The 26,740-nt window shown below is 67.7% G+C and carries 24 protein-coding genes and 3 tRNA genes; 21 read left to right on the top strand and 6 right to left on the bottom strand.

Features of this window, described 5'->3' with window-relative positions; translation table 11 throughout:
- Positions 1 to 155 precede the first annotated feature (155 nt).
- Complete coding sequence (locus tag ACQKIP_RS04050; protein WP_365862770.1) at positions 156 to 395, top strand: hypothetical protein; 240 nt, start codon at positions 156 to 158, stop codon at positions 393 to 395.
- 55 nt (positions 396 to 450) lie between these two features.
- Here ACQKIP_RS04050 and ACQKIP_RS04055 read toward each other — a convergent pair whose 3' ends face one another.
- From ACQKIP_RS04055 to ACQKIP_RS04065, 3 genes are all read right to left on the bottom strand, one after another.
- Positions 451 to 840, bottom strand: coding sequence for a nuclear transport factor 2 family protein (locus ACQKIP_RS04055; RefSeq protein ID WP_365862768.1), 390 nt, complete (start codon positions 838 to 840; stop codon positions 451 to 453).
- Positions 841 to 980: 140 nt separating this feature from the next.
- Complete coding sequence (locus ACQKIP_RS04060; protein ID WP_365862766.1) at positions 981 to 1,637, bottom strand: SDR family oxidoreductase; 657 nt, start codon at positions 1,635 to 1,637, stop codon at positions 981 to 983.
- 75 nt (positions 1,638 to 1,712) lie between these two features.
- Positions 1,713 to 3,011, bottom strand: coding sequence for an amidohydrolase family protein (locus ACQKIP_RS04065; protein ID WP_365862764.1), 1,299 nt, complete (start codon positions 3,009 to 3,011; stop codon positions 1,713 to 1,715).
- Between the two features lie 513 nt (positions 3,012 to 3,524).
- Here ACQKIP_RS04065 and ACQKIP_RS04070 point away from each other — a divergent pair.
- From ACQKIP_RS04070 to ACQKIP_RS04105, 8 genes are all read left to right on the top strand, one after another.
- Positions 3,525 to 3,597, top strand: a tRNA-Thr gene (locus tag ACQKIP_RS04070).
- Positions 3,598 to 3,643: 46 nt separating this feature from the next.
- A tRNA-Met gene (locus ACQKIP_RS04075) sits at positions 3,644 to 3,716 on the top strand.
- Between the two features lie 90 nt (positions 3,717 to 3,806).
- Entirely contained in the window at positions 3,807 to 3,971 is a 165-nt protein-coding gene (rpmG, locus tag ACQKIP_RS04080) for a 50S ribosomal protein L33 (RefSeq protein ID WP_004571794.1), read from the top strand.
- Between the two features lie 83 nt (positions 3,972 to 4,054).
- Positions 4,055 to 4,519, top strand: a complete 465-nt coding sequence (locus tag ACQKIP_RS04085) for a MaoC family dehydratase N-terminal domain-containing protein (protein WP_365862762.1) — start codon at positions 4,055 to 4,057, stop codon at positions 4,517 to 4,519.
- A gap of 4 nt (positions 4,520 to 4,523) precedes the next feature.
- A complete protein-coding gene (locus tag ACQKIP_RS04090) occupies positions 4,524 to 4,952 on the top strand; it encodes a MaoC family dehydratase (RefSeq protein WP_365862760.1) in 429 nt (142 codons plus the stop codon).
- A gap of 191 nt (positions 4,953 to 5,143) precedes the next feature.
- The gene (locus ACQKIP_RS04095) at positions 5,144 to 5,701 is read left to right on the top strand and encodes a TetR/AcrR family transcriptional regulator (protein ID WP_365862758.1); all 558 of its coding nucleotides are present in this window, start codon (positions 5,144 to 5,146) and stop codon (positions 5,699 to 5,701) included.
- Between the two features lie 83 nt (positions 5,702 to 5,784).
- A complete protein-coding gene (locus tag ACQKIP_RS04100) occupies positions 5,785 to 7,311 on the top strand; it encodes a DHA2 family efflux MFS transporter permease subunit (RefSeq protein WP_365862756.1) in 1,527 nt (508 codons plus the stop codon).
- A complete protein-coding gene (locus ACQKIP_RS04105) occupies positions 7,259 to 8,443 on the top strand; it encodes a UDP-N-acetylmuramate dehydrogenase (RefSeq protein WP_427742121.1) in 1,185 nt (394 codons plus the stop codon). Before ACQKIP_RS04100 ends, ACQKIP_RS04105 begins: the two co-directional genes overlap by 53 nt.
- Positions 8,444 to 8,484: 41 nt before the next feature.
- On the opposite strand, the gene ACQKIP_RS04110 is transcribed toward ACQKIP_RS04105, so the two are convergent.
- Positions 8,485 to 9,117 (bottom strand): NAD(P)-dependent oxidoreductase, encoded by a 633-nt coding sequence (locus ACQKIP_RS04110; RefSeq protein ID WP_365862752.1) that lies wholly within the window; start codon positions 9,115 to 9,117, stop codon positions 8,485 to 8,487.
- Between the two features lie 87 nt (positions 9,118 to 9,204).
- On the opposite strand from ACQKIP_RS04110, the gene ACQKIP_RS04115 reads away from it, so the two are divergent.
- Positions 9,205 to 9,804, top strand: coding sequence for a TetR/AcrR family transcriptional regulator (locus ACQKIP_RS04115; protein WP_365862750.1), 600 nt, complete (start codon positions 9,205 to 9,207; stop codon positions 9,802 to 9,804).
- Here ACQKIP_RS04115 and ACQKIP_RS04120 read toward each other — a convergent pair.
- Positions 9,794 to 10,813 (bottom strand): adenosine deaminase, encoded by a 1,020-nt coding sequence (locus ACQKIP_RS04120; RefSeq protein ID WP_365862749.1) that lies wholly within the window; start codon positions 10,811 to 10,813, stop codon positions 9,794 to 9,796. The genes ACQKIP_RS04115 and ACQKIP_RS04120 overlap by 11 nt on opposite strands.
- A gap of 149 nt (positions 10,814 to 10,962) precedes the next feature.
- Complete coding sequence (locus tag ACQKIP_RS04125; RefSeq protein WP_365862747.1) at positions 10,963 to 12,189, bottom strand: pyridoxal phosphate-dependent aminotransferase; 1,227 nt, start codon at positions 12,187 to 12,189, stop codon at positions 10,963 to 10,965.
- Between the two features lie 190 nt (positions 12,190 to 12,379).
- Here ACQKIP_RS04125 and ACQKIP_RS04130 point away from each other — a divergent pair.
- The 11 genes from ACQKIP_RS04130 (at position 12,380) to ACQKIP_RS04180 (ending at position 26,634) form a co-directional block, all read left to right on the top strand.
- Positions 12,380 to 12,452: transfer RNA gene (locus ACQKIP_RS04130), tRNA-Trp, on the top strand.
- 105 nt (positions 12,453 to 12,557) lie between these two features.
- The gene (gene secE, locus ACQKIP_RS04135) at positions 12,558 to 12,845 is read left to right on the top strand and encodes a preprotein translocase subunit SecE (protein ID WP_190084400.1); all 288 of its coding nucleotides are present in this window, start codon (positions 12,558 to 12,560) and stop codon (positions 12,843 to 12,845) included.
- An 89-nt stretch (positions 12,846 to 12,934) separates the two neighbouring features.
- Complete coding sequence (nusG, locus tag ACQKIP_RS04140) at positions 12,935 to 13,828, top strand: transcription termination/antitermination protein NusG (protein ID WP_365862745.1); 894 nt, start codon at positions 12,935 to 12,937, stop codon at positions 13,826 to 13,828.
- A gap of 175 nt (positions 13,829 to 14,003) precedes the next feature.
- Positions 14,004 to 14,438 (top strand): 50S ribosomal protein L11, encoded by a 435-nt coding sequence (gene rplK, locus ACQKIP_RS04145; RefSeq protein WP_160506641.1) that lies wholly within the window; start codon positions 14,004 to 14,006, stop codon positions 14,436 to 14,438.
- A gap of 88 nt (positions 14,439 to 14,526) precedes the next feature.
- On the top strand, positions 14,527 to 15,249 hold the full coding sequence (gene rplA / locus ACQKIP_RS04150) for a 50S ribosomal protein L1 (RefSeq protein WP_361182387.1): 723 nt from the start codon (positions 14,527 to 14,529) through the stop codon (positions 15,247 to 15,249).
- A 157-nt stretch (positions 15,250 to 15,406) separates the two neighbouring features.
- Positions 15,407 to 16,285, top strand: coding sequence for a hypothetical protein (locus ACQKIP_RS04155; protein WP_365862743.1), 879 nt, complete (start codon positions 15,407 to 15,409; stop codon positions 16,283 to 16,285).
- Between the two features lie 83 nt (positions 16,286 to 16,368).
- Positions 16,369 to 17,307, top strand: a complete 939-nt coding sequence (locus tag ACQKIP_RS04160; protein ID WP_365862741.1) for a hypothetical protein — start codon at positions 16,369 to 16,371, stop codon at positions 17,305 to 17,307.
- A 261-nt stretch (positions 17,308 to 17,568) separates the two neighbouring features.
- Positions 17,569 to 18,099 carry a 50S ribosomal protein L10 gene (gene rplJ / locus ACQKIP_RS04165; protein ID WP_361182382.1) on the top strand — a complete coding sequence of 177 codons (531 nt, stop codon included), beginning with the start codon at positions 17,569 to 17,571 and terminating at the stop codon, positions 18,097 to 18,099.
- Positions 18,100 to 18,212: 113 nt separating this feature from the next.
- Positions 18,213 to 18,593 (top strand): 50S ribosomal protein L7/L12, encoded by a 381-nt coding sequence (gene rplL / locus ACQKIP_RS04170; RefSeq protein WP_361389587.1) that lies wholly within the window; start codon positions 18,213 to 18,215, stop codon positions 18,591 to 18,593.
- A 560-nt stretch (positions 18,594 to 19,153) separates the two neighbouring features.
- Positions 19,154 to 22,639: a DNA-directed RNA polymerase subunit beta gene (rpoB, locus tag ACQKIP_RS04175; RefSeq protein WP_361182380.1), complete on the top strand. Its 3,486-nt coding sequence runs from the start codon at positions 19,154 to 19,156 to the stop codon at positions 22,637 to 22,639.
- A 95-nt stretch (positions 22,640 to 22,734) separates the two neighbouring features.
- Positions 22,735 to 26,634: a DNA-directed RNA polymerase subunit beta' gene (locus ACQKIP_RS04180; RefSeq protein WP_361182378.1), complete on the top strand. Its 3,900-nt coding sequence runs from the start codon at positions 22,735 to 22,737 to the stop codon at positions 26,632 to 26,634.
- Positions 26,635 to 26,740: the final 106 nt, after the last annotated feature.

Consider the following 26,740-nt stretch of genomic DNA (forward strand, 5'->3'; position numbering starts at 1 on the left):
GGATCAAAGTGCGACGGTCATGAGGCGACTGTAAATCTGCCGGCTCAGCCTTCCCAGGTTCGAATCCTGGCGCCGCCACACGAAGGAGACCCTCTCCGGTCTTGCGGAAACGCGAGGCGGAGGGGGTCTTTTCGTACGCTGGGATCATGTCGTCCATGTCGTCAGCGTCGTCAGCGCCCTCCACGTCATCGCGCCGCAGGAACTGTCCCGAGTGCCGTCGTGAAATTGCCGTCGTCGCGGGTCGTTTTGCGCGCCACGATCCGCCGGGCCAGCGCGGCAGCGGTGATCTCGTCTCCTGTCCCGGATCGCGCAGGCAGGCCATGCTGGGCGCCGCACAGCCCGCTCTGGACGGCTACGCGGTCCCGGACTTCCCCGGCCAGCTCCCGCTGTTCTGAGGCGCTCCAGGGCGCTCCAGCGGCCCTCCAGGGCGCCTGGGGCGCGTGGGGGCGGCTACGGCTGGCGTACGTCCATCCGGCTCACCAGGCCGTCGGCGCGGAACGTGTAGACGTGCTCGACCGTCGTCGGTGCCCAGTGGTCGCCCGTCTCGTCGCGCAGTCCCGGCCGCACGGTCGCCACGACCCGCCGCCCGTCGTCGTCGAGCCGCAGCCTCTCCAGGTGCACCAGCGGGTGCATCACCGCGAACTGCCGTGCCCAGTAGGCGCGTACCGCCGCGATGCCGCGGGCGCGGGTGTTGTCCAGGAGGTTCGGCCAGTCCACGTCAGGTGCCAGGGAGCGGGGGATGAACGCCTCGCGCTCTTCGGTACTGAAGACGGCGTACATCTGCCGCAACAGGGATTCCTGCGCGGCGGGCACGGCGGAGGGCACATGGGAAGCAGACATGGCGTTCCTCACGTAGGCGGCAGCTCAAGCAGGCGGCAACTCAAGCCAAACACCGCCCCGCGCGCGTGGCATCCCTCAGGAGGCCGACATCCTGTACCGACATCCTGCAAGGACAGGAAACCGGCATCCCCGTACGGACGTCAGTTGCCCGCGACCGACTTGACCGCCACCGAAACCGGCGTGGACCCGCTGACCAACTCCAGTGTCAGGCCCGACGTCGCCGACGAATCGACGAGTTCCGCGAGCACCGCGGCCACGTCGTCACGCGGGATCGGCCCGCGTCCCGTCGACGCCTCCAGGCGTACGAGACCGGTGCCCGCGTCGTCCGTCAGCATGCCGGGGCGCAGGATCGTCCAGTCCAGGGACGCGCGACCGCGTACGGATGCGTCGGCCTCGCCCTTGGCCCGCAGATAGGCGTCGAAGATCTCGTCGCCCTCGTGCGCGGGGTCGGCGCCCATCGACGACACGACGACGTAGCGCCGCACGCCCGCGCGCTCCGCCGCGTCGGCGAAGAGAACGGCGGCGTCACGGTCCACGGTGTTCTTGCGGTCGGCTCCGCTGCCGGGGCCCGCGCCCGCCGCGAAGACGGCCGCGTCGGCGCCTTCCAGATGTCCGGCCACCTCGTCGACCGATGCCGACTCCAGGTCGCACAGCGCCGCCTCGGCGCCCGCCGCCCGCAGGTCGCCTTCCTGCCCGTCTCTGCGGATGAGCCCGACGACCTCGTCACCCCGCGCGGCGAGCAACCGCTCGAGCCGCAGCGCGATCTGACCATGACCACCAGCGATGACAATGCGCATGCCTCCGACCGTACGGCAGCTCCCGCAAGATCGCCCCGCGCACGCGGGGGCACGCCGGGAAGTGCCGGCACGCCCTCAGGACGGTTCCGCACCCTTCGCCCGACCCGGCCCCGCTCCGTTCGAGCGGCCCTGCCGCGGCAGGTCGAGGGCCACGGCAGCTGCCGAGTCGCAGTACTCCCGTACCGCGCTCGTCCGTGCCACCACGCGCCCCCGGTGCACCACGATGCGGCTGTACGCGAGCGAGAGCGCCCCCGCGAGACGGTCGCCCCGCACCGCGAGCAACTCGGCGGGAAAGCCCGCCTCCACCCGCACCTGCGGAAGCCCCATGGCGGCCCGCGCCGCCCCGCTCACGGCGCCGTACGCCTCCTGGGGGCGCAGCCCGCACCGCGAGGCCAGCAGATAGGCGGCCTCCAGCGGGTCCCCGCGCCCCACGGGGTTCGACACGTCCCGCATCGCCCCGCTGCCCGCGGCCACCCGCACCCCGGCCGCCCGAAGCAGCCGCACCGGCGCCACGGCGCCCCGCCGGTCCACGCTTCCGCACCCGCCCTGCGGCAGGCACACCACCGTCACGCCGGCCGCCGCCAGCTGTTCCGCCGTCCGCGCGGCCACGTCAGACGGCAGCCGACCGAGCCCGCCGCACGGCCCGATCGTCACCCCCGGCCGCAGCCCGCCCGCCATCGCCGCGAGCCGCCCGAGCCGCGCCGGATCGCTGCCGTCCGTATGCAGGTCGACGGGGCAGCCGTGCTCGGCGGCGACCTCGAGCACCGCCTCCACGTACCCGGTGGGATCGGGGTCGAGGTCGGGGCAGCCGCCCACTACGGAGGCGCCCATTTTCACCGCGTCCCTGAGCATCGCGAGGCCGTCGGCGCCGGCCGCCCCGGTCAGCAGCCGCGGCACGGCCACGGCCGTCAGGTCGACCAGACCGCGCAGCGAACGCCGCGCCTGAAGCACCGCCTCCATCGAGGTGAGCCCCGGTACGTCGCCGATCCGCACGTGCGAGCGCAGCGCCGTTGCGCCGTGCCCGAGTTGCAGCAGGGCGGCCTCGGTGGTCCTGCGCTGGACGTCGGCGAGTTCGTACGAGACCGGCCCCTCCACGTCCGCGGACAGGGCCGTGTCGCTGTGTGCGTGCGGTTCGGCGGCGGCCGGCAGCAGGAGGTAGCCGTCGAGGTCCACGCGCGCGGTGTGGGTGGTCAGGCTGCCCGCCGTGCCGACCGCTTCGATGCGCCCGGAGCCGAGCCGCACGTCCACGGTCCGGCCGTCGGTGAGCCGGGCGCCGCACAGGAGCAGCGAGGTGGCGTCGGCGTCGTCGCCCGAGGAGCCGGAGGAGCCGGAAGAGCCGGAGGAGTGGGGCTGCTGCGGCTGACTGTCGGGCATCGCGCTCCTGAGGTTCGGGGGCGGCTGCGGGACGTGGCGTCGTCCGGGGCGGAGGCATCCCGGGTGGGGGCGCCCGGGATCACGACGTCCAAGATCACGCAGAGTGGGTCGAGCCTAGGACGGTGACCGGCCCTCTTCGAGGAGGAGCGAAATAGTCGTACCGGCGTGGTGCGAGGCCCCGGAGAGGCCGAGGAGAGGCCGGGGAGGGGCCGTGCAGAGATCCCGGACAGGCGCGGCGCGGGCCCGGAACCGACAGACCACGACGTGCCTACCGGCTGAACACGACGTGCCTACCGGCTGAACACGACGTGCCGAACCGGCAGACCACGACGTGTCGAACCGGCAGACCACGTCGTGTCGAACCGGCACACCCCAAGGGGCCGAACCGGTGTGGCGGGAGGCACCGAAGTGACGTGGTGAGGCCGCTGGGACGGGTGCCGAACTGCCCCCGGACAGCCCCGGCGAAACGGATTTGGGCGATCGGCGACCGACCGTGTAATGTCTTCATCGCTCGCCCCAATAGCTCAGTCGGTAGAGCGTCTCCATGGTAAGGAGAAGGTCTGCGGTTCGATTCCGCATTGGGGCTCTGATGTCGGTTGATCCTCACCTCCGGGCGGGGGATCCGGCATCGCAGCGGTGTAGCTCAGTCGGTAGAGCAAGCGGCTCATAATCGCTGTGTCACCGGTTCAAGTCCGGTCACCGCTACTAATTGGTAGCCGATTGTGGGGTCGGACCTTCGATCGGCTACTATTTTTTTGCGTTCATCCGTCCATCCGTCCGTCAAGGAGCACTCACGTGGCTGCCACAGACGTCCGCCCGAAGATCACGCTGGCCTGCGTGGAGTGCAAGGAGCGGAACTACATCACCAAGAAGAACCGGCGTAACGACCCGGACCGTCTTGAGATGAAGAAGCACTGCCCGCGCTGCAACGCGCACACTGCGCACCGCGAAACGCGCTAGACACAGGCTCGTACACGAGGCCGTCCCCGTCTTCGGGGGCGGCCTCGCGTCGTTCACCCATACCTTCAGGAGGTACGGAGTTCATGGCGCTCGACCAGTCCTTCGTGGGGCGGTCCTACCCGCCCACCGACCCCTATGAGGTCGGCCGGGAGAAGATCCGTGAGTTCGCCGAGGCGGTCGGCGACACCAATCCCGCGTACACCGACGCGGAGGCCGCCAAGGCGTACGGGCACCCCGATGTGATCGCCCCGCCGACCTTTGTGTTCGCCATCTCGTTCAAGGCCGCCGGCCAGGTCGTCGAGGACCCGCAGCTGGGGCTCGACTACAGCCGCGTCGTGCACGGGGACCAGAAGTTCGCGTACACCCGCCCGGTGCGCGCGGGGGACCGGCTCACGGTCACCTCGACCATCGAGGCCATCAAGTCGCTGGCGGGCAACGACATCCTGGACATCCGCGGCGAGGTCCACGACGAGGCCGGCGAGCACGTCGTGACCGCCTGGACCAAGCTCGTCGCGCGTGCGGCGGACCCCGCGGCAGAGGGAGCGTGAGTCGATGACCGCCAAGATTTCGTACGACAGCGTCGAGGTCGGCACCGAGCTGACGGCCCAGAGCTTCCCGGTGACCCGAGCCACACTCGTGCGGTACGCGGGCGCTTCCGGTGACTTCAACCCGATCCACTGGAACGAGAAGTTCGCGGTCGAGGTCGGCCTGCCCGACGTCATCGCGCACGGCATGTTCACCATGGCCGAGGCGATCCGCGTGGTAACGGACTGGACGGGCGACCCGGCTGCCGTCGTCGAGTACGGCGTGCGCTTCACCAAGCCCGTCGTGGTCCCGAACGACGACAAGGGCGCGCTGATCGAGGTCAGCGCCAAGGTCGCCCAGAAGCTCGACGACAACCGGGTCCGGGTGGATCTGGTGGCCAAGAGCGGCGACCAGAAGGTGCTCGGCATGTCCCGCGCCGTGGTCCAGCTCGCTTGATCTTCGGTACCGCGTCAAGCGGTAAGGGGCAGTGCCGTAAGGGGCACCCGTCATGGACGGGTGCCGCTTACCTGTCGGCCCTACCTGTCGGCCCTACCTGTCGGCCCTACCTGTCGGCCTTCCTGTCGGCCGAAATACCGGGCGGTCGCAGGCCCTTGACGTAGGTAGTGATTGGCCACTAACTTACTTGCATGGTCAGGATGAGCGCAGAAGAGCGACGCGAGAGCGTCATCCGCGCGGCGATGATCGAGTTCGCCCGCGGCGGCTTCAACGGCACCTCCACCGAGGTGATCGCCAAGCGGGTGGGCGTCTCGCAGCCGTATCTCTTCCGTCTCTTCCCGGGGAAGGAAGCCATCTTCCTCGCCGCGTCCAAGCGCTGCCTCGAAGAGGTCAAGGAGGTCTTCAGGAAGGCGTCCGAGGGCCTGACGGGCCAGGATGCCCTGCACGCCATGGGCAAGGCCTATCAGGGGCTCATCGCCGACGACCCGGACATGCTGCTCATGCAGATGCAGACGTACGTCGCCATCGCCTCCGCGGAGGCGTCCGGTGACCGGGAGTTCGGCGAGGCGCTGCGGGCCGGCTGGATGGAGATGTACGACACGGCCCACCTCGCGCTGGGTGCGGAGGTCGACGAGACGACGCAGTTTCTCGCGTACGGGATGCTGGTCAATGTCCTGGTGTCGATGGGGTTCCGGGCCGATCACCGGGTGTGGACCGGCTTCTATGAATCGGCGCAGCCCAAGAAGTAAGCAGTGAGTCGCGTGTGTCATGGGGGGTGCGTTTTTTTGCGCCCACAGAAGTTAGTCATCAATAACTAACCACAGGGGAAGCAATGTCACAGCAGACAGCACGGCGCGGGGGAGCAGGCTGGGCCCTCGCCATCACCAGCGTCGCCGGATTCATGGCGGCACTCGACAACCTCGTCGTCACCACGGCCCTGCCCGCCATCCGCGAGGACTTCGGGGGAGCGCTGCACGACCTCGAATGGACGGTGAGCGCCTACACCCTCACCTTCGCCGTGCTGCTGATGTTCGGCGCGGCCCTCGGCGACCGCTTCGGACGCCGCAAGCTCTTCATCACCGGCCTCACGATCTTCACCGGAGCCTCCGCCGCCGCGGCCCTCGCACCCGGCATCGAGGCACTGGTCGCCGCCCGCGCGGTCCAGGGCGTCGGCGCCGCGATCATGATGCCGCTGACGCTGACCCTGCTCACGGCGGCTGTCCCGGCGGCCAAGCGCGGGATGATGTACGGGATTTGGGGCGCGGTCAACGGCCTCGCGGTCGCCAGCGGACCGCTCATCGGAGGCAGCCTCACCGAACACGTGTCCTGGCAGTGGATCTTCTGGCTGAACGTCCCGCTCGGCCTCGCGCTTCTGCCGCTCGCCCGGCTGCGCCTCTCCGAGTCGTACGGCACGGGCGCACCGCTCGACATCACCGGAACGCTGCTGGCCAGCGGCGGCCTCTTCGGCATCGTGTACGGCCTGATCCGCGGCAACATCGACGGCTGGACCAGCGCGACCGTCCTCACCGGTCTGATCGGCGGCGGTGCGCTCCTGGCCCTCTTCGTGCGCCACGGACTCCGTGCCAAGAACCCGATGCTGCCGATGCGGCTCTTCCGTAACCGGGCATTCGCGGCGATCAACGCCGCGAGCCTGCTGATGTTCGTCGGAATGTTCGGCTCGATCTTCCTGCTCAGCCAGTTCCTGCAGATCGTCGTCGGCTACTCGCCCACCGAGGCGGGTCTGCGGATGCTCCCCTGGACCGGTATGCCGATGATCGTCGCGCCCATCGCGGGCTACCTCTCGGACAAGATCGGCGGCCGCCCCGTGGTGACCGCGGGCCTCGCGCTCCAGGCCATCGGCCTCGCCTGGTTCGCGGCCGTCGTCGAACCGGATGTGTCGTACGCCGCCCAGCTGCCCGCCCTGATCATCAGCGGGGTCGGCATGGCCCTGTACTTCGCCCCCGCCGCGAACCTGGTGATGTCCAGCGTCCGCCCGTCCGAGCAGGGCATCGCGTCCGGCGCCAACAACGCCCTGCGGGAGGTCGGCGGCGCACTCGGCATCGCGATCCTCGCCTCGGTCTTCTCCGCGCAGGGCGGATACGGGCCCGCCCAGTACTTCGTGGACGGCCTCGCACCCGCCCTGTGGGTCGGCGCCGCCGTGGTCGGCGTGGGCGCGGTCGCCGCCGCGCTGCTTCCGGGGCGCGAGGGGCACAAGGGCCGCAAGGTGCTGACGGCCGCCGGGCAGCCGGCCGCCGCCGTACCGGCCGAGGTCACTGTTGCCGCCGAGACTGCAACCGAGACCGAGACTGCAACCGAGACCGAGACCGAGACCGAGGCGCCTGCGCCCGCCGTTGTCTGAACCGGCCGCACCCCTCTCACCCCACGGTCCGTGGCCCCGCCCGAGCGGCGGGGCCACGGACCGTACTCTTGAGCACGTGCAGGAACTCCACGATGCCCCCCTCGCCCCGCTGACCACCTTCCGGCTCGGCGGTCCCGCGGCCCGTCTGATCACCGCGACGACCGACGCCGAGGTGATCGCCGCCGTCCGCGAAGCCGACGACTCCGGGACCCCGCTGCTGATCATCGGCGGCGGCTCGAACCTCGTCATCGGAGACAAGGGCTTCGACGGCACCGCGCTGCGCATCGCCACGAAGGGCTTCGAACTCGACGGAACGAAGCTTGAACTGGCGGCCGGCGAGGTGTGGACCGACGCGGTGGCCCGCGTGGTGGAGGCCGGTCTCGCGGGCATCGAGTGCCTCGCCGGAATCCCCGGCTCCGCGGGAGCGACGCCGATCCAGAACGTGGGGGCGTACGGCCAGGAGGTCTCGTCGACCATCACCGAAGTGATCGCGTACGACAGGAAGACGCACGAGACGGTCGCCGTCACGAACGCCGAGTGCGCCTTCTCGTACCGCCACAGCCGCTTCAAGGCCGAACCCGACCGCTTCGTGGTGCTGCGTGTCCGCTTCGCCCTTGAGGACGCCCAGGGAATGAGCGCCCCCCTCAAGTACCCGGAGACGGCACGCACCCTCGGTGTCGCCGCCGGAGACCGGGTCCCGGCCGCCGTCGCCCGCGAGACCGTCCTGAAGCTGCGCGCGGGCAAGGGCATGGTGCTCGACCCCGAGGACCACGACAGCTGGTCGGCCGGGTCCTTCTTCACCAACCCGATCCTCACGGAGGAGGAGTTCGCGGCCTTCCACGCGCGCGTGGCGGACCGCCTGGGCCCGGACACGGCACCGCCCGCCTTCCCGACCGACGACGGCCGCGTGAAGACCTCCGCGGCCTGGCTCATCGACAAGGCGGGCTTCACCAAGGGCTACGGAACGGGCCCGGCCCGCATCTCCACCAAGCACACCCTCGCCCTCACCAACCGCGGCGGCGCGACCACGGAGGACCTGCTCGCCCTCGCCCGTGAGGTCGTCGCCGGAGTACGGGACGCCTTCGGGGTCACGCTGGTCAACGAGCCGGTGACGGTGGGCGTCAGCCTCTGAGACCCGGTGGGCGTCAGCCCCCAGGACATGTCCACGCAGGGCTAGTAGGCCACGCCCACGCCCTGCTTCACCGTCGACAGGTCGTCGACCGCCGCCAGCATCGCGTGCGCCACATCGGCCCTGCCGATGAACCGACCGCTGGCCGGGGTGCCCCCGACGACCGTGCGGTAGACGCCCGTCACCGGCTTGTCCTGAAGCCTCGGCGGGCGCACGGACGTCCAGTCCGTCGAGCTGTTCGCCAGCTCGGCCTCCATGGCCCGCAGATCGTCGTACACGGGCTTGAGGATCCTGCCGACCAGGGACCCCACGATCCGGTCGACAGCGGGCTGACGCTCGGCCGGCGGCCCGACCGGCGCCGCGCTCACCACCACGAGCCTGCGCACCCCCTCGGCCTCCATCGCGCGCACCACCGACCGCGTCAGCCGGGCCGCGATGCCCGCGTCCGCCTTCTTGCGCGGACCGAGGCCCGAGAGGACCGCGTCCCGCCCGGTCACCGCCGCCCGCAGTTCTTCCGGATCGGCCAGGTCGGCCCGGGAGATCTCAAGTCCCTCGCCCGCCACGCTCAGCCGTGCGGGGTCACGCACGACGGCCGTGACCCCGTGGCCCGCCGCGAGCGCCTGCCTGACGATTTCCCCGCCGATACCGCCGGTGGCACCGAACACCGTGAGCTTCATCGCGCACCCTCCCCAGGTGGGTAAGTATTCACTCACCACTAGGGTGAGTATTCACTCACCCATTCGTCAAGGCTGGTTGGACGGCACATGCAACAGAAGCCCACCCGGGCCCGCATCCTCGACGCGGCGCACGACCTCATGCTCACCATCGGCCTCGCCCGTGCCACCACCAAGGAGATCGCCAAAGCGGCGGGCTGCTCCGAAGCCGCGCTCTACAAGCACTTCGCGAGCAAGGAGGAGCTCTTCGTGGCCGTACTCCAGGAGCGGCTGCCGCGCCTCGGCCCGCTCCTGCGCCGCCTCGCCGAAGACCCGGGGGAGCGCTCCGTGGCGGACAACCTCGCCGAGATCGCCCGCCTGGCCTGCCACTTCTACGCCCAGAGCTTCCCGATCGCCGCGTCCCTCTACGCCGAGACCAAGCTCAAGCGCCGCCACGAAGACTCCATGCAGGAGATGGGCACGGGCCCGCACGTACCCATCGAGGCCCTCGACACCTACCTCCGCGCCGAACGCGACGCAGGCCGGATCGCCCCCGACGCCGACACCTTCGCCGCCGCCTCGCTCCTCCTGGGGGCCTGCGCCCAGCGTGCCTTCGCCTACGACTCCACGGTCGGCAAGCAGCCCCCGCAGCCCGTCGACGAGTTCGCCGCCGCCCTTGCCCGCACGCTCCTTGCGGGCATCAGGCGCTGAGCCACTCCTCGATCCCGGACAGCAGCTTCGCCTGTACGTCGACGGGGGCGGCCGAGCCGCGCACCGACTGCCGGGCGAGTTCGGCCAGGTCGCTGTCGTCGAAGTCGTGGTGCCTGCGCGCGATCTCGTACTGCGCGGCCAGCCGTGACCCGAAGAGCAGCGGATCGTCGGCCCCGAGGGCCATCGGCACCCCGGCGTCGTACAAGGTCCGCAGCGGCACGTCCTCGGGCTTCTCGTAGACGCCGAGGGCCACGTTCGACGCGGGGCACACCTCGCAGGTCACGCCCCGGTCGGCGAGCCGCTTCAGGAGCCGGGGGTCCTCGGCGGCCCGCACCCCGTGCCCGATCCGCCCCGCGTGCAGGTCGTCGAGGCAGTCCCGCACCGAGGAGGGCCCGCTGAGCTCACCGCCGTGCGGCGCCGCGAGCAGGCCGCCGTCCCGCGCGATCGAGAAGGCCCGGTCGAAGTCCCGTGCGAATCCCCGGCGTTCGTCGTTGGAGAGCCCGAAGCCGACGATGCCGCGATCGGCGTACCGCACGGCGAGCCGGGCCAGCGTGCGGGCGTCCAGCGGGTGCTTCATGCGGTTCGCGGCGACGAGCACGCGTATCCCGAGGCCGGTGTCCCGCGAGGCGCTCTCGACGGCGTCCAGGATGATTTCCAGGGCCGGGATGAGCCCGCCGAGCCGAGGGGCGTACGACGTCGGGTCCACCTGGATCTCCAGCCACCCCGAGCCGTCCCGCAGATCCTCCTCCGCGGCCTCCCGCACCAGGCGCTGGATGTCCTCGGGCTCCCGCAGACAGGACCGCGCCATGTCGTAGAGCCGCTGGAAACGGAACCACCCGCGCTCGTCGGTCGCCCGCAGCTGCGGAGGCTCACCGCCGGTCAGCGCCGGGGGCAGCCGCACGCCGTACTTGTCGGCGAGTTCCAGCAGAGTCGTGGGCCGCATCGACCCGGTGAAGTGCAGATGCAGATGGGCCTTCGGCAGCTCTCTTACGTCACGTACACGCTCCATTGGAGGATCTTGCCGTACGTGGACGGCCTCCCGGAAGCCACTTCCCCACATCGTGCACATGCCCGAACGAAGAAACGGGCCGCCTCCCCGGAGAGGGGGAGACGGCCCGCACGCGCGCGTGGACCTACCGAAAACGGCAGGTGAGTAAGTCAGTCGCGAGCTTCGGCAAGCAGCTTCTGCACCCGCGAGACGCCCTCGACGAGGTCCTCGTCACCCAGGGCGTACGAAAGGCGCAGGTAACCCGGCGTCCCGAAGGCCTCACCAGGGACGACCGCGACCTCGGCCTCCTCCAGGATCAGCGCGGCGAGCTCGACCGAGTTCTGCGGGCGCTTGCCGCGGATCTCCTTGCCGATGAGGGCCTTCACCGAGGGGTAGGCGTAGAAGGCGCCCTCCGGCTCGGGGCAGAGCACGCCGTCGATCTCGTTCAGCATCCGCACGATGGTCTTGCGGCGCCGGTCGAAGGCCTCGCGCATCTTCTCGACGGCGGTCAGATCGCCGGAGACGGCCGCGATGGCGGCGACCTGCGCGACATTGGAGACGTTCGACGTGGCGTGCGACTGGAGGTTCGTCGCGGCCTTCACGACGTCCTTCGGGCCGATGATCCACCCGACGCGCCAGCCGGTCATCGCGTACGTCTTGGCCACGCCGTTGACCACGATGCACTTGTCGCGCAGCTCGGGCAGGATCGCGGGGAGCGAGGTGAACTTCGCGTCTCCGTAGACGAGGTGTTCGTAGATCTCGTCGGTCATCACCCACAGGCCGTGCTCGACGGCCCAGCGGCCGATCGCCTCGGCGTCGGCCTCGCTGTACACGGCACCCGTCGGGTTGGACGGCGACACGAAGAGGACGACCTTCGTGCGCTCCGTGCGAGCGGCCTCCAGCTGCTCCACCGACACGCGGTAGCCCGTGGTCTCGTCGGCGACGACCTCGACCGGCACACCGCCCGCGAGACGGATCGACTCCGGGTACGTCGTCCAGTAGGGAGCCGGGACGATGACCTCGTCGCCCGGGTCGAGGATCGCGGCAAACGCCTGGTAGATGGCCTGCTTGCCGCCGTTCGTCACCAGGATCTGCGAGGTCTCGACCTCGTACCCGGAGTCGCGCAGCGTCTTCGCGGCGATCGCGGCCTTGAGCTCGGGGAGCCCGCCGGCCGGGGTGTAGCGGTGGTACTTCGGGTTCTTGCAGGCCTCGACGGCGGCTTCGACGATGTAGTCGGGCGTCGGGAAATCGGGCTCACCCGCGCCGAAACCGATCACCGGCCGCCCGGCGGCCTTGAGGGCCTTCGCCTTGGCGTCGACGGCGAGGGTCGCGGACTCGGAGATCGCGCCGATGCGGGCGGAGACCCGGCGCTCGGTGGGAGAAGTGGAAGCGCTCATCGCCCCATCGTTCCAGACCTGAAAGACCCCCGGCACGCGGGTTTCGGTGTTTGTCGGGGCCACCGGATCTGTTTCTGTTCGACGGGGCGCCGCAGAACACGTACACTCACTGCTCGTTGGCCCTCACCGGCCGCACCCTCTCCTCGCACTCTGTGCAGCCGGGCGGATGCGGTAGGTTGGGGGAAATCAAAGGGTCGTAGCTCAATTGGTAGAGCACTGGTCTCCAAAACCAGCGGTTGGGGGTTCAAGTCCCTCCGGCCCTGCTACACACTCCTCTCGGATGTGTGCGCATGTACGTACTGCATTGCACCGCCGTGCGGCTCATACCGGGCGCGGCACGGCCACGACCCGGAATCAGGTGAGGACGAGTGACGGACGCCGTGGGCTCCATCGACATGCCTGATGCCCAGGACGAGGCGCCGGAGTCCAAGAAGAAGGCCCGCAAGGGCGGCAAGCGCGGCAAGAAGGGCCCCTTCGGCCGTCTCGCGCTCTTCTACCGCCAGATCGTCGCGGAACTCCGCAAGGTCGTCTGGCCGACTCGCAGTCAGCTCACGACGTACACCACCGTGGTGATTGTCTTCGTCGTCATCATGATCGGTCTGGTGACCGTGATTGACTATGGGTTCAACCAGGCCGTCAAGTACGTCTTCGGCTGAGCCGATGGCACAGCCGAGAGCGAAGGGCGCCGTACCCGGCGCCCGTTTCGCGCGTTCCACCCCTCTGTATCCAGGAAGAAGCAGCCACCGTGTCTGACCCGAACCTGAACGACGCCGTTGAGCCGCGCGTGGACTCCGCGGAGTCCGTGGAGGACCAGCTCGACATCGTCGAGGCAGCGGACGCCGAGGACCCGGACCAGGCCGAGGCTGCTGACGCCGCCGCGGACGTACCCGCCGAAGAGTCGGCCCTGCACGTCGAGCCCGGCGCCGAGTCCGCGGACGCCGACGAGGACGTCGAGACCGCCGCAGAGGACGAGACCGAAGAGGCCGCCGAGTCCGCGGAGGACGAGGAGGAGGCCGAGCCGGTCGACCCGATCGTGGCCCTGCGCGACGAGCTGCGCACCCTGCCCGGCGAGTGGTACGTCATCCACACCTACGCCGGTTACGAGAACCGCGTGAAGACCAACCTCGAGCAGCGCGCCGTCTCGCTGAACGTCGAGGACTTCATCTTCCAGGCCGAGGTGCCGCAGGAAGAGGTCGCGCAGATCAAGAACGGCGAGCGCAAGACCATCCGTCAGAACAAGCTCCCCGGATACGTCCTGGTGCGCATGGACCTGACGAACGAGTCCTGGGGCGTCGTCCGCAACACCCCCGGCGTCACCGGCTTCGTGGGCAACGCCTACGACCCGTACCCGCTGACCCTGGACGAGATCGTCAAGATGCTCGCCCCGGAGGCCGAGGAGAAGGCCGCCCGCGAGGCCGCTGAGGCCGAGGGCAAGCCTGCTCCGTCCCGCAAGGTCGAGGTCCAGGTCCTGGACTTCGAGGTGGGCGACTCGGTCACCGTCACCGACGGTCCGTTCGCGACGCTTCAGGCGACGATCAACGAGATCAACGCCGACTCGAAGAAGGTCAAGGGTCTCGTCGAGATCTTCGGCCGCGAGACCCCGGTCGAGCTCAGCTTCGACCAGATCCAGAAGAACTAGCCTCCGCGGCTTCCTCTGGAACACACGCCTCCGACCAGGTCAGACGGGCTGCCAAAGCCTGTCTGACCTGCTCGGTTTTTGGCCGCGTGACGATACCCGTTATCGTGGTGCGGTATGCCTCCATCCGGATGACTGGATGGCGGCTGGAAACTCTCACTAGGACCCGGAGAGAGCAATGCCTCCCAAGAAGAAGAAGGTCACGGGGCTTATCAAGCTCCAGATCCAGGCCGGCGCAGCCAACCCGGCCCCGCCGGTCGGCCCCGCGCTGGGCCAGCACGGCGTCAACATCATGGAGTTCTGCAAGGCCTACAACGCCGCGACCGAGTCGCAGCGTGGCTGGGTCATCCCGGTGGAGATCACGGTCTACGAAGACCGCTCCTTCACCTTCGTGACCAAGACTCCGCCGGCCGCCAAGATGATCCTCAAGGCCGCGGGTGTCGAGAAGGGCTCCGGCGAGCCGCACAAGACCAAGGTCGCCAAGATCACCGAGGCGCAGGTCCGCGAGATCGCCACCACCAAGATGGAAGACCTCAACGCCAACGACCTGGACGCCGCGTCGAAGATCATCGCCGGCACCGCCCGTTCCATGGGCATCACGGTCGAGGGCTAAGAGCTTTCCCCGTCTGACCTTTCTCAGTGGTAGGGCCAAGCGCTGGTCCACACCACGACTCCACACCTGAAACCCCACAGGAGCAGAAGTGAAGCGCAGCAAGACTCTCCGCGCTGCGGACGCCAAGATCGACCGGGAGAAGCTCTACGCCCCGCTCGAGGCCGTCCGTCTCGCCAAGGAGACCTCCTCGACCAAGTTCGACGGCACCGTCGAGGTCGCCTTCCGCCTGGGTGTCGACCCGCGCAAGGCCGACCAGATGGTCCGTGGCACCGTGAACCTCCCGCACGGCACCGGCAAGACCGCCCGGGTCCTGGTCTTCGCGACCGGTGACCGTGCTGCGGCCGCGGAAGCCGCTGGGGCCGACATCGTCGGCGCCGACGAGCTCATCGACGAGGTCGCCAAGGGTCGCCTGGACTTCGACGCCGTCGTCGCCACCCCGGACCTCATGGGCAAGGTCGGCCGCCTCGGCCGCGTGCTCGGTCCGCGTGGTCTGATGCCGAACCCGAAGACCGGCACCGTGACCCCCGACGTCGTGAAGGCTGTCAACGACATCAAGGGCGGCAAGATCGAGTTCCGCGTCGACAAGCACTCGAACCTGCACTTCATCATCGGCAAGGTGTCCTTCGACGACACCAAGCTGGTGGAGAACTACGCCGCGGCCCTGGAGGAGATCCTCCGTCTGAAGCCGTCGGCCGCCAAGGGTCGCTACATCAAGAAGGCCGCGCTCACCACCACGATGGGCCCCGGCATTCCGCTGGACAGCAACCGCACCCGCAACCTCCTCGTCGAGGAGGACCCGGCCGCCGTCTGAATCTGACGGCAGTCGCGTCGTGCACGCGTTTGTGATGGCGGGCCCCGCAACCTTTCGAGGTGCGGGGCCCGTCCTCGTATTAGTGCGTGTTCCTCAGCGCTTTCGGGGGGACTGCATTAGCGTGCGGGATTCACACGAGTGCAAGGGGTGGGATGTCATGAACAGCACGACCATGCGTCGCGCGGGCCTGTCGATCGCGGTGGCCGCCGCGCTGACCGGGGTCGCGGCCTGTGGCTCCTCCGGCGGCGGGGAGGGCAAGGGGAAGGGCTCCGTGGCCCTGAGCCCGATAGCCGCCCTGCGCAGCATAGAGAGCAAGACCGACGACGCCGAATCGGCCAGGGTCGAGGGCAAGACGGTCATGGGCACCCAGATGTCGATGGACATGAAGGGCGTCATGGGCTGGAAGGACGGCGTGACCGGCGAGGTGGAGGCGACCCTCACCGGCGGCACCGCGGCCGACCAGATGGAACAGCTGGGCCAGTCCACCATCGAGTACCGCTATCTGCCCGACGCGTACTACGCGAACATGGGCGACAAGTTCGCCTCCCAGTCCGGCGGCAAGCACTGGATCGAGTACGACTACGCCACGCTGGCCGAGATGGGCGGCGCCGCGGGCGAAGCCTTCAAGGACCAGATGCAGAACACCACGCCCAACCAGTCGGTGAAGATGCTCCTGGCGTCCGGCGACGTGAAGCGCGTGGGCGAGGAGACCGTACGGGGCACCAAGACGACCCACTACGCGGGGAAGGTCGACGTCGCGGACTTCACCGGCAAGAACACCGACCTCGACGCCGGGCAGATGGCCGAGCTGGAGAAGCAGTTCAAGCAGGCCGGCATGAGCACCGAGACGATCGACATCTGGGTCAACGGCGACGACCTGCTGGTCAAGAAGACCGAGAAGGCGGACATGAAGACCGGCTCCTTCTCGCAGACGGTGTACTACAGCGACTACGGCACCGAGGTCTCCGCCGAGAAGCCGCCGGCCTCGGACACCATGAGCTTCAAGGACCTCATGAATCAGCAGCCGCAAGCCTGACCTCGGCTGTCAGGTATTCTCGCCAAACCGAATTGTGTCGATCATGTGTTCCTGGTCGATCTCTTGTTCCTAGGGGTGGGGTCATGACTGTGAAGAGAGTGGCGGGCGCAGTGCTCGCAACCGCGCTGCTGTGTACCGGTGCGGTGGCCTGCGGAGGCGACGACGGCAAGAAGACCGAAGGGGCGGACTCGGGGGAGACGCAGTCCCGGTCGAAGGTGACCGAGGTCATCACTGCCGCGTACGAGAAGACCTCGAAGGCCAAGTCGGCCAAGGTCGAGATGACGATGACCGCGCCGAAGTCGATGGGCGGCGGCGCCGGTGACATGAAGATGTCCGGCGTCATGGGCTGGGACCCGACCGTCATGGATATGACGATGTCCGGTTCGGCGCTCACGGAGGGCGACCCCGAGGCGCCGGAGAAGGTCCGGATGCTGTGGCTGGACAACGTCATGTACATGGACATGGGGGCCGCGGCCGCCAAGGACATGGACGGCAAGCAGTGGATGAAGATGGACCTGAACTCCATCGCCGAGCAGGCCGGTGACGAGAAGCTCGCCAAGCAGATGACCGGCGGCCTGGACAGCATGAACCAGGACCCGGCGCAGCAGCTCGCCATGCTCCTGGACTCGCCGAACCTGAAGCACGTCGGTTCCGCGAAGGTGGACGGCGCCCAGACCCAGCGTTACCAGGGCCGGCTCACCGTCAAGGAAATGATGGAGTCCAACAAGGGCCTCGACAAGATGCTCGGCAAGAGCGAGCGCGAGGAGCTCCTCAAGGGCATCGAGAAGGCGGGTATCAAGGGCTACGACACCGAGGTCTGGGTCAACGAGGACGACTACCCGGTCCGCATGGACATCGACATCAAGTCCCCCGAGGGCACGATGAAGACGTCGCAGACCTTCTCCGACTACGGCGCCGAGGCCAAGGTGAGCCCTCCGCCGGCCGGGAAGACCTTCGACCTCATGGAGATGTTCAAGGAGATCGGCAAGGCCGGCGGCTCGGGTTCCGACAGCGGCCTGTGACCGGATTTGCCTGACGCGAACCCGTTCGCGTACTCTTCCACAGAAGCCAAAGACCGCTGGTCGTTGCCGTGTGCTCGCAAGAGAGTGCGGTGGCCGAAGGATCCGCTGAAACTGCGGACGACCCGCGCAGGTGACTGTGGAAGTGCTCCCGGACGGGATTCCGTCGGGTCGAGCTCACGCCCCGTGCGCCTGCGCCGGGGCGTTTTGTTTTGTCAGCCCCTTCTGAGCGGTCCTCATCACCCGGAAGGAGGCTGACGCTCTATGCCGACGCCCGACAAGGCTGCCGCGGTAGCCGAGCTCACGGACAAGTTCCGCAGCTCGAACGCCGCCGTGCTGACCGAGTACCGGGGTCTCACCGTGGCGCAGCTCAAGCAGCTGCGCCGCTCCCTCGGTGAGAACTCCGAGTACGCCGTGGTGAAGAACACGCTGACCAAGATCGCGGCCAACGAGGCCGGGATCAACACGCTGGACGACCTGTTCTCGGGTCCGACGGCGGTTGCCTTCGTCACCGGTGACCCGGTGGAGTCGGCGAAGGGTCTTCGTGACTTCGCCAAGGACAACCCGAACCTCATCATCAAGGGCGGTGTCCTTGACGGCAAGGCGCTGTCCGCCGATGAGTTCAAGAAGCTCGCGGACCTCGAGTCCCGCGAGGTTCTGCTCGCCAAGCTGGCCGGCGCGCTGAAGGGCAAGCAGACGCAGACTGCGCAGCTCTTCCAGGCTCTGCCGTCGAAGTTCGTCCGCACCGCGGAAGCGCTTCGTGCCAAGAAGGCCGAGCAGGGCGGTGCCGAGTAATTCGGCTCGCGCATTGATCGACGCCCGCTAGGGCGACGGTCGCAGCGGGCCGCACGTACGCCCGCCTTCATATACACCCGGCACCAGCCGAATTAGTGGAAGGATCGCCCATCATGGCGAAGCTCAGCCAGGAAGACCTGCTTGCCCAGTTCGAGGAGCTCACCCTCATCGAGCTCTCCGAGTTCGTGAAGGCCTTCGAGGAGAAGTTCGACGTCACCGCCGCCGCGGCCGTCGCCGCCGCCCCGGCCGGCCCGGGCGCCCCGGTCGAGGCCGCCGAGGAGCAGGACGAGTTCGACGTCATCCTCACCGGCGCCGGCGAGAAGAAGATCCAGGTCATCAAGGTCGTGCGCGAGCTCACCTCCCTGGGTCTCAAGGAGGCCAAGGACCTCGTCGACGGCACCCCGAAGCCGGTCCTCGAGAAGGTCGCCAAGGAGGCCGCTGACAAGGCTGCCGAGTCCCTCAAGGCTGCCGGCGCCTCGGTCGAGGTCAAGTAACCTCGCGAGTCTTCCGACTCCTTTCAGGCGCTGCTCAGGCAGCGCCTCGTCAAGGGCGATCACCCATCTGGGTGGTCGCCCTTCGGCGTTCTCCGGCGCACCCAGACGGCTGCCTTGCGCTGTCGGTCCCGACGAGTATGGTGATCTTCGTCGTGCCTCGGTACGGCCGTGACGGTGACGATCCGAGGGCCAAGTCGGGGCAGGGGGGCCTTGACGAACCGCACGCAGCGCGCAATTCTCAGGACGCGTCGTCACAACGATCCGCATCCGAGGCATGGATCGGCGGCGAAGAGGGCAGTATCGATGTGCATCGAGGGCGTGGCTTGCAGCAGGGGTTGAGAACAACGAGGGTCTCCCAGAACCCGCACTGGACATCAGTGGGCCAACTGGCTACACTGACCCTTTGCGCTGCCTGTTAGCTGCCTCCTGCCCGTCACCAGGGGCATGCCCATGCTTGAGCACCGTGGACCGAATCCTCCCTGACCAGGGAATTCTGTCTCTGTGCCCAACCTGGGACCGGTACGCGCGTAGTGAGTCCGAGCCCTCGGAAGGACCCCCTCTTGGCCGCCTCGCGCACTGCCTCGACCGCGAATACGAACAACGGCGCAAGCACCGCCCCGCTGCGCATCTCCTTTGCAAAGATCAAGGAGCCCCTCGAGGTTCCGAACCTTCTTGCGCTGCAGACCGAGAGCTTTGACTGGCTGCTCGGCAATGAAGCGTGGAAGGCTCGTGTCGAGGCGGCTCTGGACAGCGGACAGGACGTCCCCACCAAGTCCGGTCTGGAGGAGATCTTCGAGGAGATCTCCCCGATCGAGGACTTCTCTGGGTCGATGTCGCTGACTTTCCGCGACCACCGTTTTGAGCCTCCGAAGAACTCCATCGACGAGTGCAAGGAGCGCGACTTCACGTTCGCCGCCCCGCTCTTCGTCACCGCCGAGTTCACCAACAACGAGACCGGCGAGATCAAGTCCCAGACGGTCTTCATGGGCGACTTCCCGCTCATGACGAACAAGGGCACCTTCGTCATCAACGGCACCGAGCGTGTCGTCGTGTCGCAGCTGGTCCGTTCGCCGGGTGTTTACTTCGATTCCTCCATCGACAAGACGTCCGACAAGGACATCTTCTCCGCCAAGATCATCCCGTCCCGGGGTGCCTGGCTGGAGATGGAGATCGACAAGCGCGACATGGTCGGTGTCCGCATCGACCGCAAGCGCAAGCAGTCGGTCACCGTTCTGCTCAAGGCTCTCGGTTGGACGACCGAGCAGATCCTCGAGGAGTTCGGCGAGTACGAGTCCATGCGCGCCACCCTGGAGAAGGACCACACCCAGGGCCAGGACGACGCGCTGCTCGACATCTACCGCAAGCTCCGTCCGGGCGAGCCGCCGACCCGTGAGGCCGCTCAGACCCTGCTTGAGAACCTCTACTTCAACCCGAAGCGCTACGACCTCGCGAAGGTCGGCCGCTACAAGGTCAACAAGAAGCTGGGTGCGGACGCTCCGCTCGACGCGGGCATCCTCACGGTCGAGGACATCATCGCCTCGATCAAGTACCTGGTGAAGCTGCACGCCGGTGAGGTCGAGACCGTTGGCGACAGCGGCACGTCGATCGTCGTCGAGACCGACGACATCGACCACTTCGGCAACCGTCGTCTGCGTAACGTCGGCGAGCTCATCCAGAACCAGGTCCGCACGGGTCTGGCTCGTATGGAGCGCGTCGTCCGCGAGCGCATGACGACCCAGGACGTCGAGGCGATCACGCCGCAGACCCTGATCAACATCCGCCCGGTCGTGGCGTCGATCAAGGAATTCTTCGGCACCTCGCAGCTGTCGCAGTTCATGGACCAGAACAACCCGCTGTCGGGTCTCACCCACAAGCGCCGTCTGTCGGCGCTTGGCCCGGGTGGTCTCTCCCGTGAGCGGGCCGGCTTCGAGGTCCGTGACGTGCACCCGTCTCACTACGGCCGTATGTGCCCCATTGAGACGCCTGAAGGTCCCAACATTGGTCTGATCGGTTCGCTGGCCTCCTACGGCCGCGTGAACGCGTTCGGCTTCGTCGAGACGCCGTACCGCAAGGTCGTCGAGGGCGTCGTCACCGACGACGTCGACTACCTCACGGCCGACGAAGAAGACCGCTTCGTGATCGCCCAGGCCAACGCCGTGCTCGGCGAGGACATGCGCTTCACCGAGTCGCGCGTCCTGGTCCGCCGTCGTGGCGGCGAGATCGACTACATCCCCGGTGACGACGTCGACTACATGGACGTCTCGCCGCGCCAGATGGTGTCGGTCGCGACCGCGATGATCCCCTTCCTCGAGCACGACGACGCCAACCGTGCCCTCATGGGCGCGAACATGATGCGTCAGGCCGTGCCGCTGATCACCGCCGAGGCTCCCCTCGTCGGCACCGGCATGGAGTACCGCTGTGCGGTCGACGCCGGTGACGTGATCAAGGCCGAGAAGGCGGGTGTGGTCCAGGAGGTCTCCGCGGACTACGTCACGGTCACGAACGACGACGGCACGTACACCACGTACCGCATCGCCAAGTTCTCCCGGTCGAACCAGGGCACCTCCGTCAACCAGAAGGTTGTCGTCGACGAGGGCGCCCGCGTGATCGAGGGCCAGGTCCTGGCCGACGGTCCCGCGACCGAAGAGGGCGAGATGGCCCTCGGCAAGAACCTGCTCGTGGCGTTCATGCCGTGGGAGGGTCACAACTACGAGGACGCGATCATCCTGTCGCAGCGCCTCGTGCAGGACGACGTCCTCTCCTCGATCCACATCGAGGAGCACGAGGTCGACGCCCGTGACACCAAGCTCGGCCCGGAGGAGATCACCCGGGACATCCCGAACGTCTCCGAAGAGGTCCTCGCCGACCTCGACGAGCGCGGCATCATCCGTATCGGTGCCGAGGTCGTCGCCGGCGACATCCTCGTCGGCAAGGTCACGCCCAAGGGTGAGACCGAGCTGACGCCGGAAGAGCGCCTGCTCCGCGCGATCTTCGGTGAGAAGGCGCGCGAGGTGCGCGACACCTCGCTGAAGGTGCCGCACGGCGAGATCGGCAAGGTCATCGGCGTACGCGTCTTCGACCGTGAAGAGGGCGACGAGCTGCCGCCGGGCGTGAACCAGCTGGTTCGTGTCTACGTGGCGCAGAAGCGCAAGATCACGGACGGTGACAAGCTCGCCGGCCGTCACGGCAACAAGGGCGTCATCTCGAAGATCCTGCCCATCGAGGACATGCCGTTCCTCGAGGACGGAACTCCGGTCGACATCATCCTCAACCCGCTGGGTGTCCCGTCCCGAATGAACCCGGGCCAGGTCCTGGAGATCCACCTCGGCTGGCTCGCCAGCCAGGGCTGGGACGTCTCCGGTCTCAGCGAGGAGTGGGCGCAGAGCCTGCAGCGCATCGGCGCCGACCAGGTGGCCCCGCGGACGAACGTCGCGACTCCGGTCTTCGACGGTGCCCGTGAGGACGAGCTGGCCGGTCTCCTCGAGCACACCGTCCCGAACCGCGACGGCGACCGCATGGTCCTGCCGTCCGGCAAGGCGCGGCTGTTCGACGGTCGCTCGGGCGAGCCGTTCCCGGACCCGATCTCGATCGGGTACATGTACATCCTCAAGCTGCACCACCTGGTCGACGACAAGCTGCACGCTCGCTCGACCGGTCCGTACTCCATGATCACCCAGCAGCCGCTGGGTGGTAAGGCTCAGTTCGGTGGTCAGCGCTTCGGTGAGATGGAGGTGTGGGCGCTGGAGGCATACGGCGCCGCTTACGCCCTCCAGGAGCTGCTGACGATCAAGTCCGACGACGTGACCGGCCGCGTGAAGGTCTACGAGGCCATCGTCAAGGGCGAGAACATCCCCGAGCCGGGCATTCCCGAGTCCTTCAAGGTGCTCATCAAGGAAATGCAGTCGCTCTGCCTCAACGTGGAGGTGCTGTCCTCGGACGGCATGTCCATCGAGATGCGCGACACCGACGAGGACGTCTTCCGCGCGGCGGAGGAGCTCGGTATCGACCTGTCCCGGCGCGAGCCGAGCAGCGTCGAAGAGGTCTGACGGGTTGGCCGGCCGGATCTCGTATCCGGCCGGCTCTCCCCGGACCCGTTCAGACCATGATTGAGACACGACCCCGAAAGAGGGATTGACGACAAGTGCTCGACGTCAACTTCTTCGACGAGCTGCGGATCGGCCTTGCCACCGCGGACGACATCCGACAGTGGTCGCACGGCGAGGTCAAGAAGCCGGAGACCATCAACTACCGCACGCTCAAGCCCGAAAAGGACGGACTCTTCTGCGAGAAGATCTTCGGTCCGACCAGGGACTGGGAGTGCTACTGCGGTAAGTACAAGCGTGTCCGCTTCAAGGGCATCATCTGCGAGCGCTGCGGCGTCGAGGTCACTCGCGCCAAGGTGCGTCGTGAGCGGATGGGCCACATTGAGCTGGCCGCCCCTGTCACGCACATCTGGTACTTCAAGGGCGTCCCGTCGCGCCTCGGCTACCTGCTTGATCTCGCCCCGAAGGACCTCGAGAAGGTCATCTACTTCGCGGCGTACATGATCACGTTCGTGGACGAGGAGCGCCGTACGCGCGACCTGCCCTCCCTGGAGGCGCACGTCTCCGTGGAGCGTCAGCAGGTCGAGAACCGTCGCGACTCCGACCTGGAGGCCCGCGCCAAGAAGCTCGAGACCGACCTGGCCGAGCTCGAGGCCGAGGGTGCCAAGGCCGACGTGCGCCGCAAGGTGCGCGAAGGTGCCGAGCGGGAGATGAAGCAGCTGCGCGACCGTGCGCAGCGCGAGATCGACCGTCTCGACGAGGTCTGGAACCGCTTCAAGAACCTCAAGGTCCAGGACCTGGAGGGTGACGAGCTGCTCTACCGCGAGCTGCGTGACCGCTTCGGCACGTACTTCGACGGTTCGATGGGTGCCGCTGCCCTGCAGAAGCGCCTTGAGTCGTTCGACCTCGACGAGGAGGCCGAGCGCCTCCGCGAGATCATCCGTACCGGCAAGGGCCAGAAGAAGACCCGTGCGCTCAAGCGCCTCAAGGTCGTCTCCGCGTTCCTGCAGACCAGCAACAGCCCCAAGGGCATGGTGCTGGACTGCGTGCCGGTCATCCCGCCGGACCTGCGTCCGATGGTGCAGCTGGACGGTGGCCGCTTCGCGACCTCCGACCTGAACGACCTGTACCGCCGCGTGATCAACCGCAACAACCGCCTGAAGCGGCTTCTCGACCTCGGTGCTCCCGAGATCATCGTGAACAACGAGAAGCGCATGCTCCAGGAGGCCGTGGACGCCCTCTTCGACAACGGTCGTCGTGGTCGCCCGGTCACCGGTCCCGGTAACCGCCCGCTGAAGTCCCTGAGCGACATGCTCAAGGGCAAGCAGGGTCGTTTCCGTCAGAACCTTCTCGGTAAGCGTGTGGACTACTCCGCGCGTTCCGTGATCGTCGTCGGCCCGCAGCTGAAGCTGCACCAGTGTGGTCTTCCCAAGGCCATGGCACTGGAGCTCTTCAAGCCGTTCGTGATGAAGCGCCTGGTCGACCTGAACCACGCGCAGAACATCAAGTCGGCGAAGCGCATGGTCGAGCGCGGCCGCACGGTCGTGTACGACGTCCTGGAAGAGGTCATCGCGGAGCACCCGGTTCTCCTGAACCGTGCGCCCACGCTGCACCGCCTCGGCATCCAGGCCTTCGAGCCGCAGCTGGTCGAGGGCAAGGCCATTCAGATCCACCCGCTCGTCTGCACCGCGTTCAACGCGGACTTCGACGGTGACCAGATGGCCGTGCACCTGCCGCTGTCGGCAGAGGCGCAGGCCGAGGCCCGCATCCTGATGCTGTCCTCGAACAACATCCTGAAGCCGGCCGACGGTCGTCCCGTCACCATGCCGACCCAGGACATGGTTCTCGGTCTCTTCTTCCTCACCACGGACGAGGAAGAGCGCAAGGTCATCGGTGAGGGCCGTTCCTTCGGCTCCTCCGCCGAGGCGACCATGGCGTTCGACGCCAAGGAGCTCTCGCTCCAGGCGAAGGTCGACATCCGCTTCCCGGTGGGCACCATCCCGCCGCGCGGCTGGACCCCGCCGGCCGTCGAAGAGGGCGAGCCCGAGTACCAGCAGGGCGACAGCTTCCGTCTGCGTACGACCCTGGGCCGCGCGCTCTTCAACGAGCTGCTGCCCGAGGACTACCCCTTCGTCGACTACTCGGTCGGCAAGAAGCAGCTCTCCGAGATCGTCAACGACCTCGCCGAGCGCTACCCCAAGGTCATCGTGGCGGCGACGCTCGACAACCTGAAGGCGGCGGGCTTCTTCTGGGCGACCCGTTCCGGCGTCACCGTGGCCATCTCCGACGTCGTGGTCCCCGAGGCCAAGAAGGAGATCGTCGCGGGCTACGAGGCCCAGGACGAGAAGGTCCAGAAGCAGTACGAGCGCGGTCTGATCACCAAGGACGAGCGCACGCAGGAGCTCATCGCGATCTGGACCAAGGCGACCAACGAGGTTGCCGAGGCGATGAACGCGAACTTCCCCAAGACCAACCCCATCTTCATGATGGTTGACTCGGGTGCCCGAGGAAACATGATGCAGATGCGTCAGATCGCCGGTATGCGTGGTCTGGTGTCGAACGCCAAGAACGAGACGATCCCGCGCCCGATCAAGGCGTCGTTCCGCGAGGGTCTCTCCGTCCTGGAGTACTTCATCTCGACGCACGGTGCTCGTAAGGGTCTTGCGGACACGGCTCTGCGTACCGCTGACTCCGGTTACCTCACCCGTCGTCTGGTCGACGTCTCGCAGGACGTCATCATTCGCGAGGAGGACTGTGGCACCGAGCGCGGTCTGAAGCTGAAGATCGCGGTCAAGGGCGAGGACGGTGTGCTCCGCAAGACGGAGAACGTCGAGACCTCGGTGTACGCCCGCATGCTGGCCGAGGACGTCGTCATCGACGGCAAGGTCATCGCGCCGGCGAACGTCGACCTCGGTGACGTCCTGATCGACGCCCTGGTCGCCAACGGCGTCGAGGAGGTCAAGACCCGTTCGGTCCTGACCTGTGAGTCCGCGGTCGGCACCTGTGCCTTCTGCTACGGCCGTTCGCTCGCCACCGGCAAGCTGGTCGACATCGGTGAGGCGGTCGGCATCATCGCCGCCCAGTCCATCGGTGAGCCCGGCACGCAGCTGACGATGCGTACCTTCCACACCGGTGGTGTGGCCGGTGACGACATCACCCAGGGTCTGCCCCGTGTCGTCGAGCTCTTCGAGGCTCGTACGCCCAAGGGTGTCGCCCCGATCTCGGAGGCGGCAGGCCGCGTCCGTATCGAGGAGACCGAGAAGACCAAGAAGATCGTCGTCACGCCGGACGACGGCAGCGACGAGACTCCCTTCCCGATCTCGAAGCGTGCCAAGGTCCTCGTGCGTGAGGGTGACCACGTCGAGGTGGGCCAGAAGCTCACCTTCGGTGCCACCAACCCGCACGACGTGCTGCGGATCCTCGGTCAGCGCGCGGTCCAGGTCCACCTGGTCGGCGAAGTCCAGAAGGTCTACAACAGCCAGGGCGTGTCGATCCACGACAAGCACATCGAGATCATCATCCGGCAGATGCTGCGCCGCGTGACGATCATCGAGTCCGGCGACGCGGAGCTGCTGCCGGGCGAGCTCGTCGAGCGCTCGAAGTTCGAGACCGAGAACCGTCGTGTGGTCACGGAAGGCGGCCACCCGGCCTCCGGCCGTCCGCAGCTGATGGGTATCACCAAGGCCTCGCTGGCAACGGAGTCCTGGCTGTCGGCGGCGTCCTTCCAGGAGACGACGCGAGTCCTCACGGATGCGGCGATCAACGCCAAGTCCGACTCGCTCATCGGCCTCAAGGAGAACGTCATCATCGGTAAGCTCATCCCGGCCGGTACGGGTCTCTCCCGCTACCGCAACATCCGGGTGGAGCCGACCGAGGAGGCCAAGGCCGCGATGTACTCGGCCGTCGGGTACGACGACATCGACTACTCGCCCTTCGGGACGGGGTCGGGCCAGGCTGTTCCGCTGGAGGACTACGACTACGGGCCTTACAACCAGTAGGACCCGGGTTTGTTGAAGGGCGGTCACCCTGTGGGGTGGCCGCCCTTCGGCGTTGCCCGGCGGTATGACGTACGACACGGTTCTGACGGCGTGCGGCGCGACCCCG

The organism is Streptomyces sp. NPDC059900, assembly GCF_050270335.1.
GTDB lineage: Bacteria > Actinomycetota > Actinomycetes > Streptomycetales > Streptomycetaceae > Streptomyces.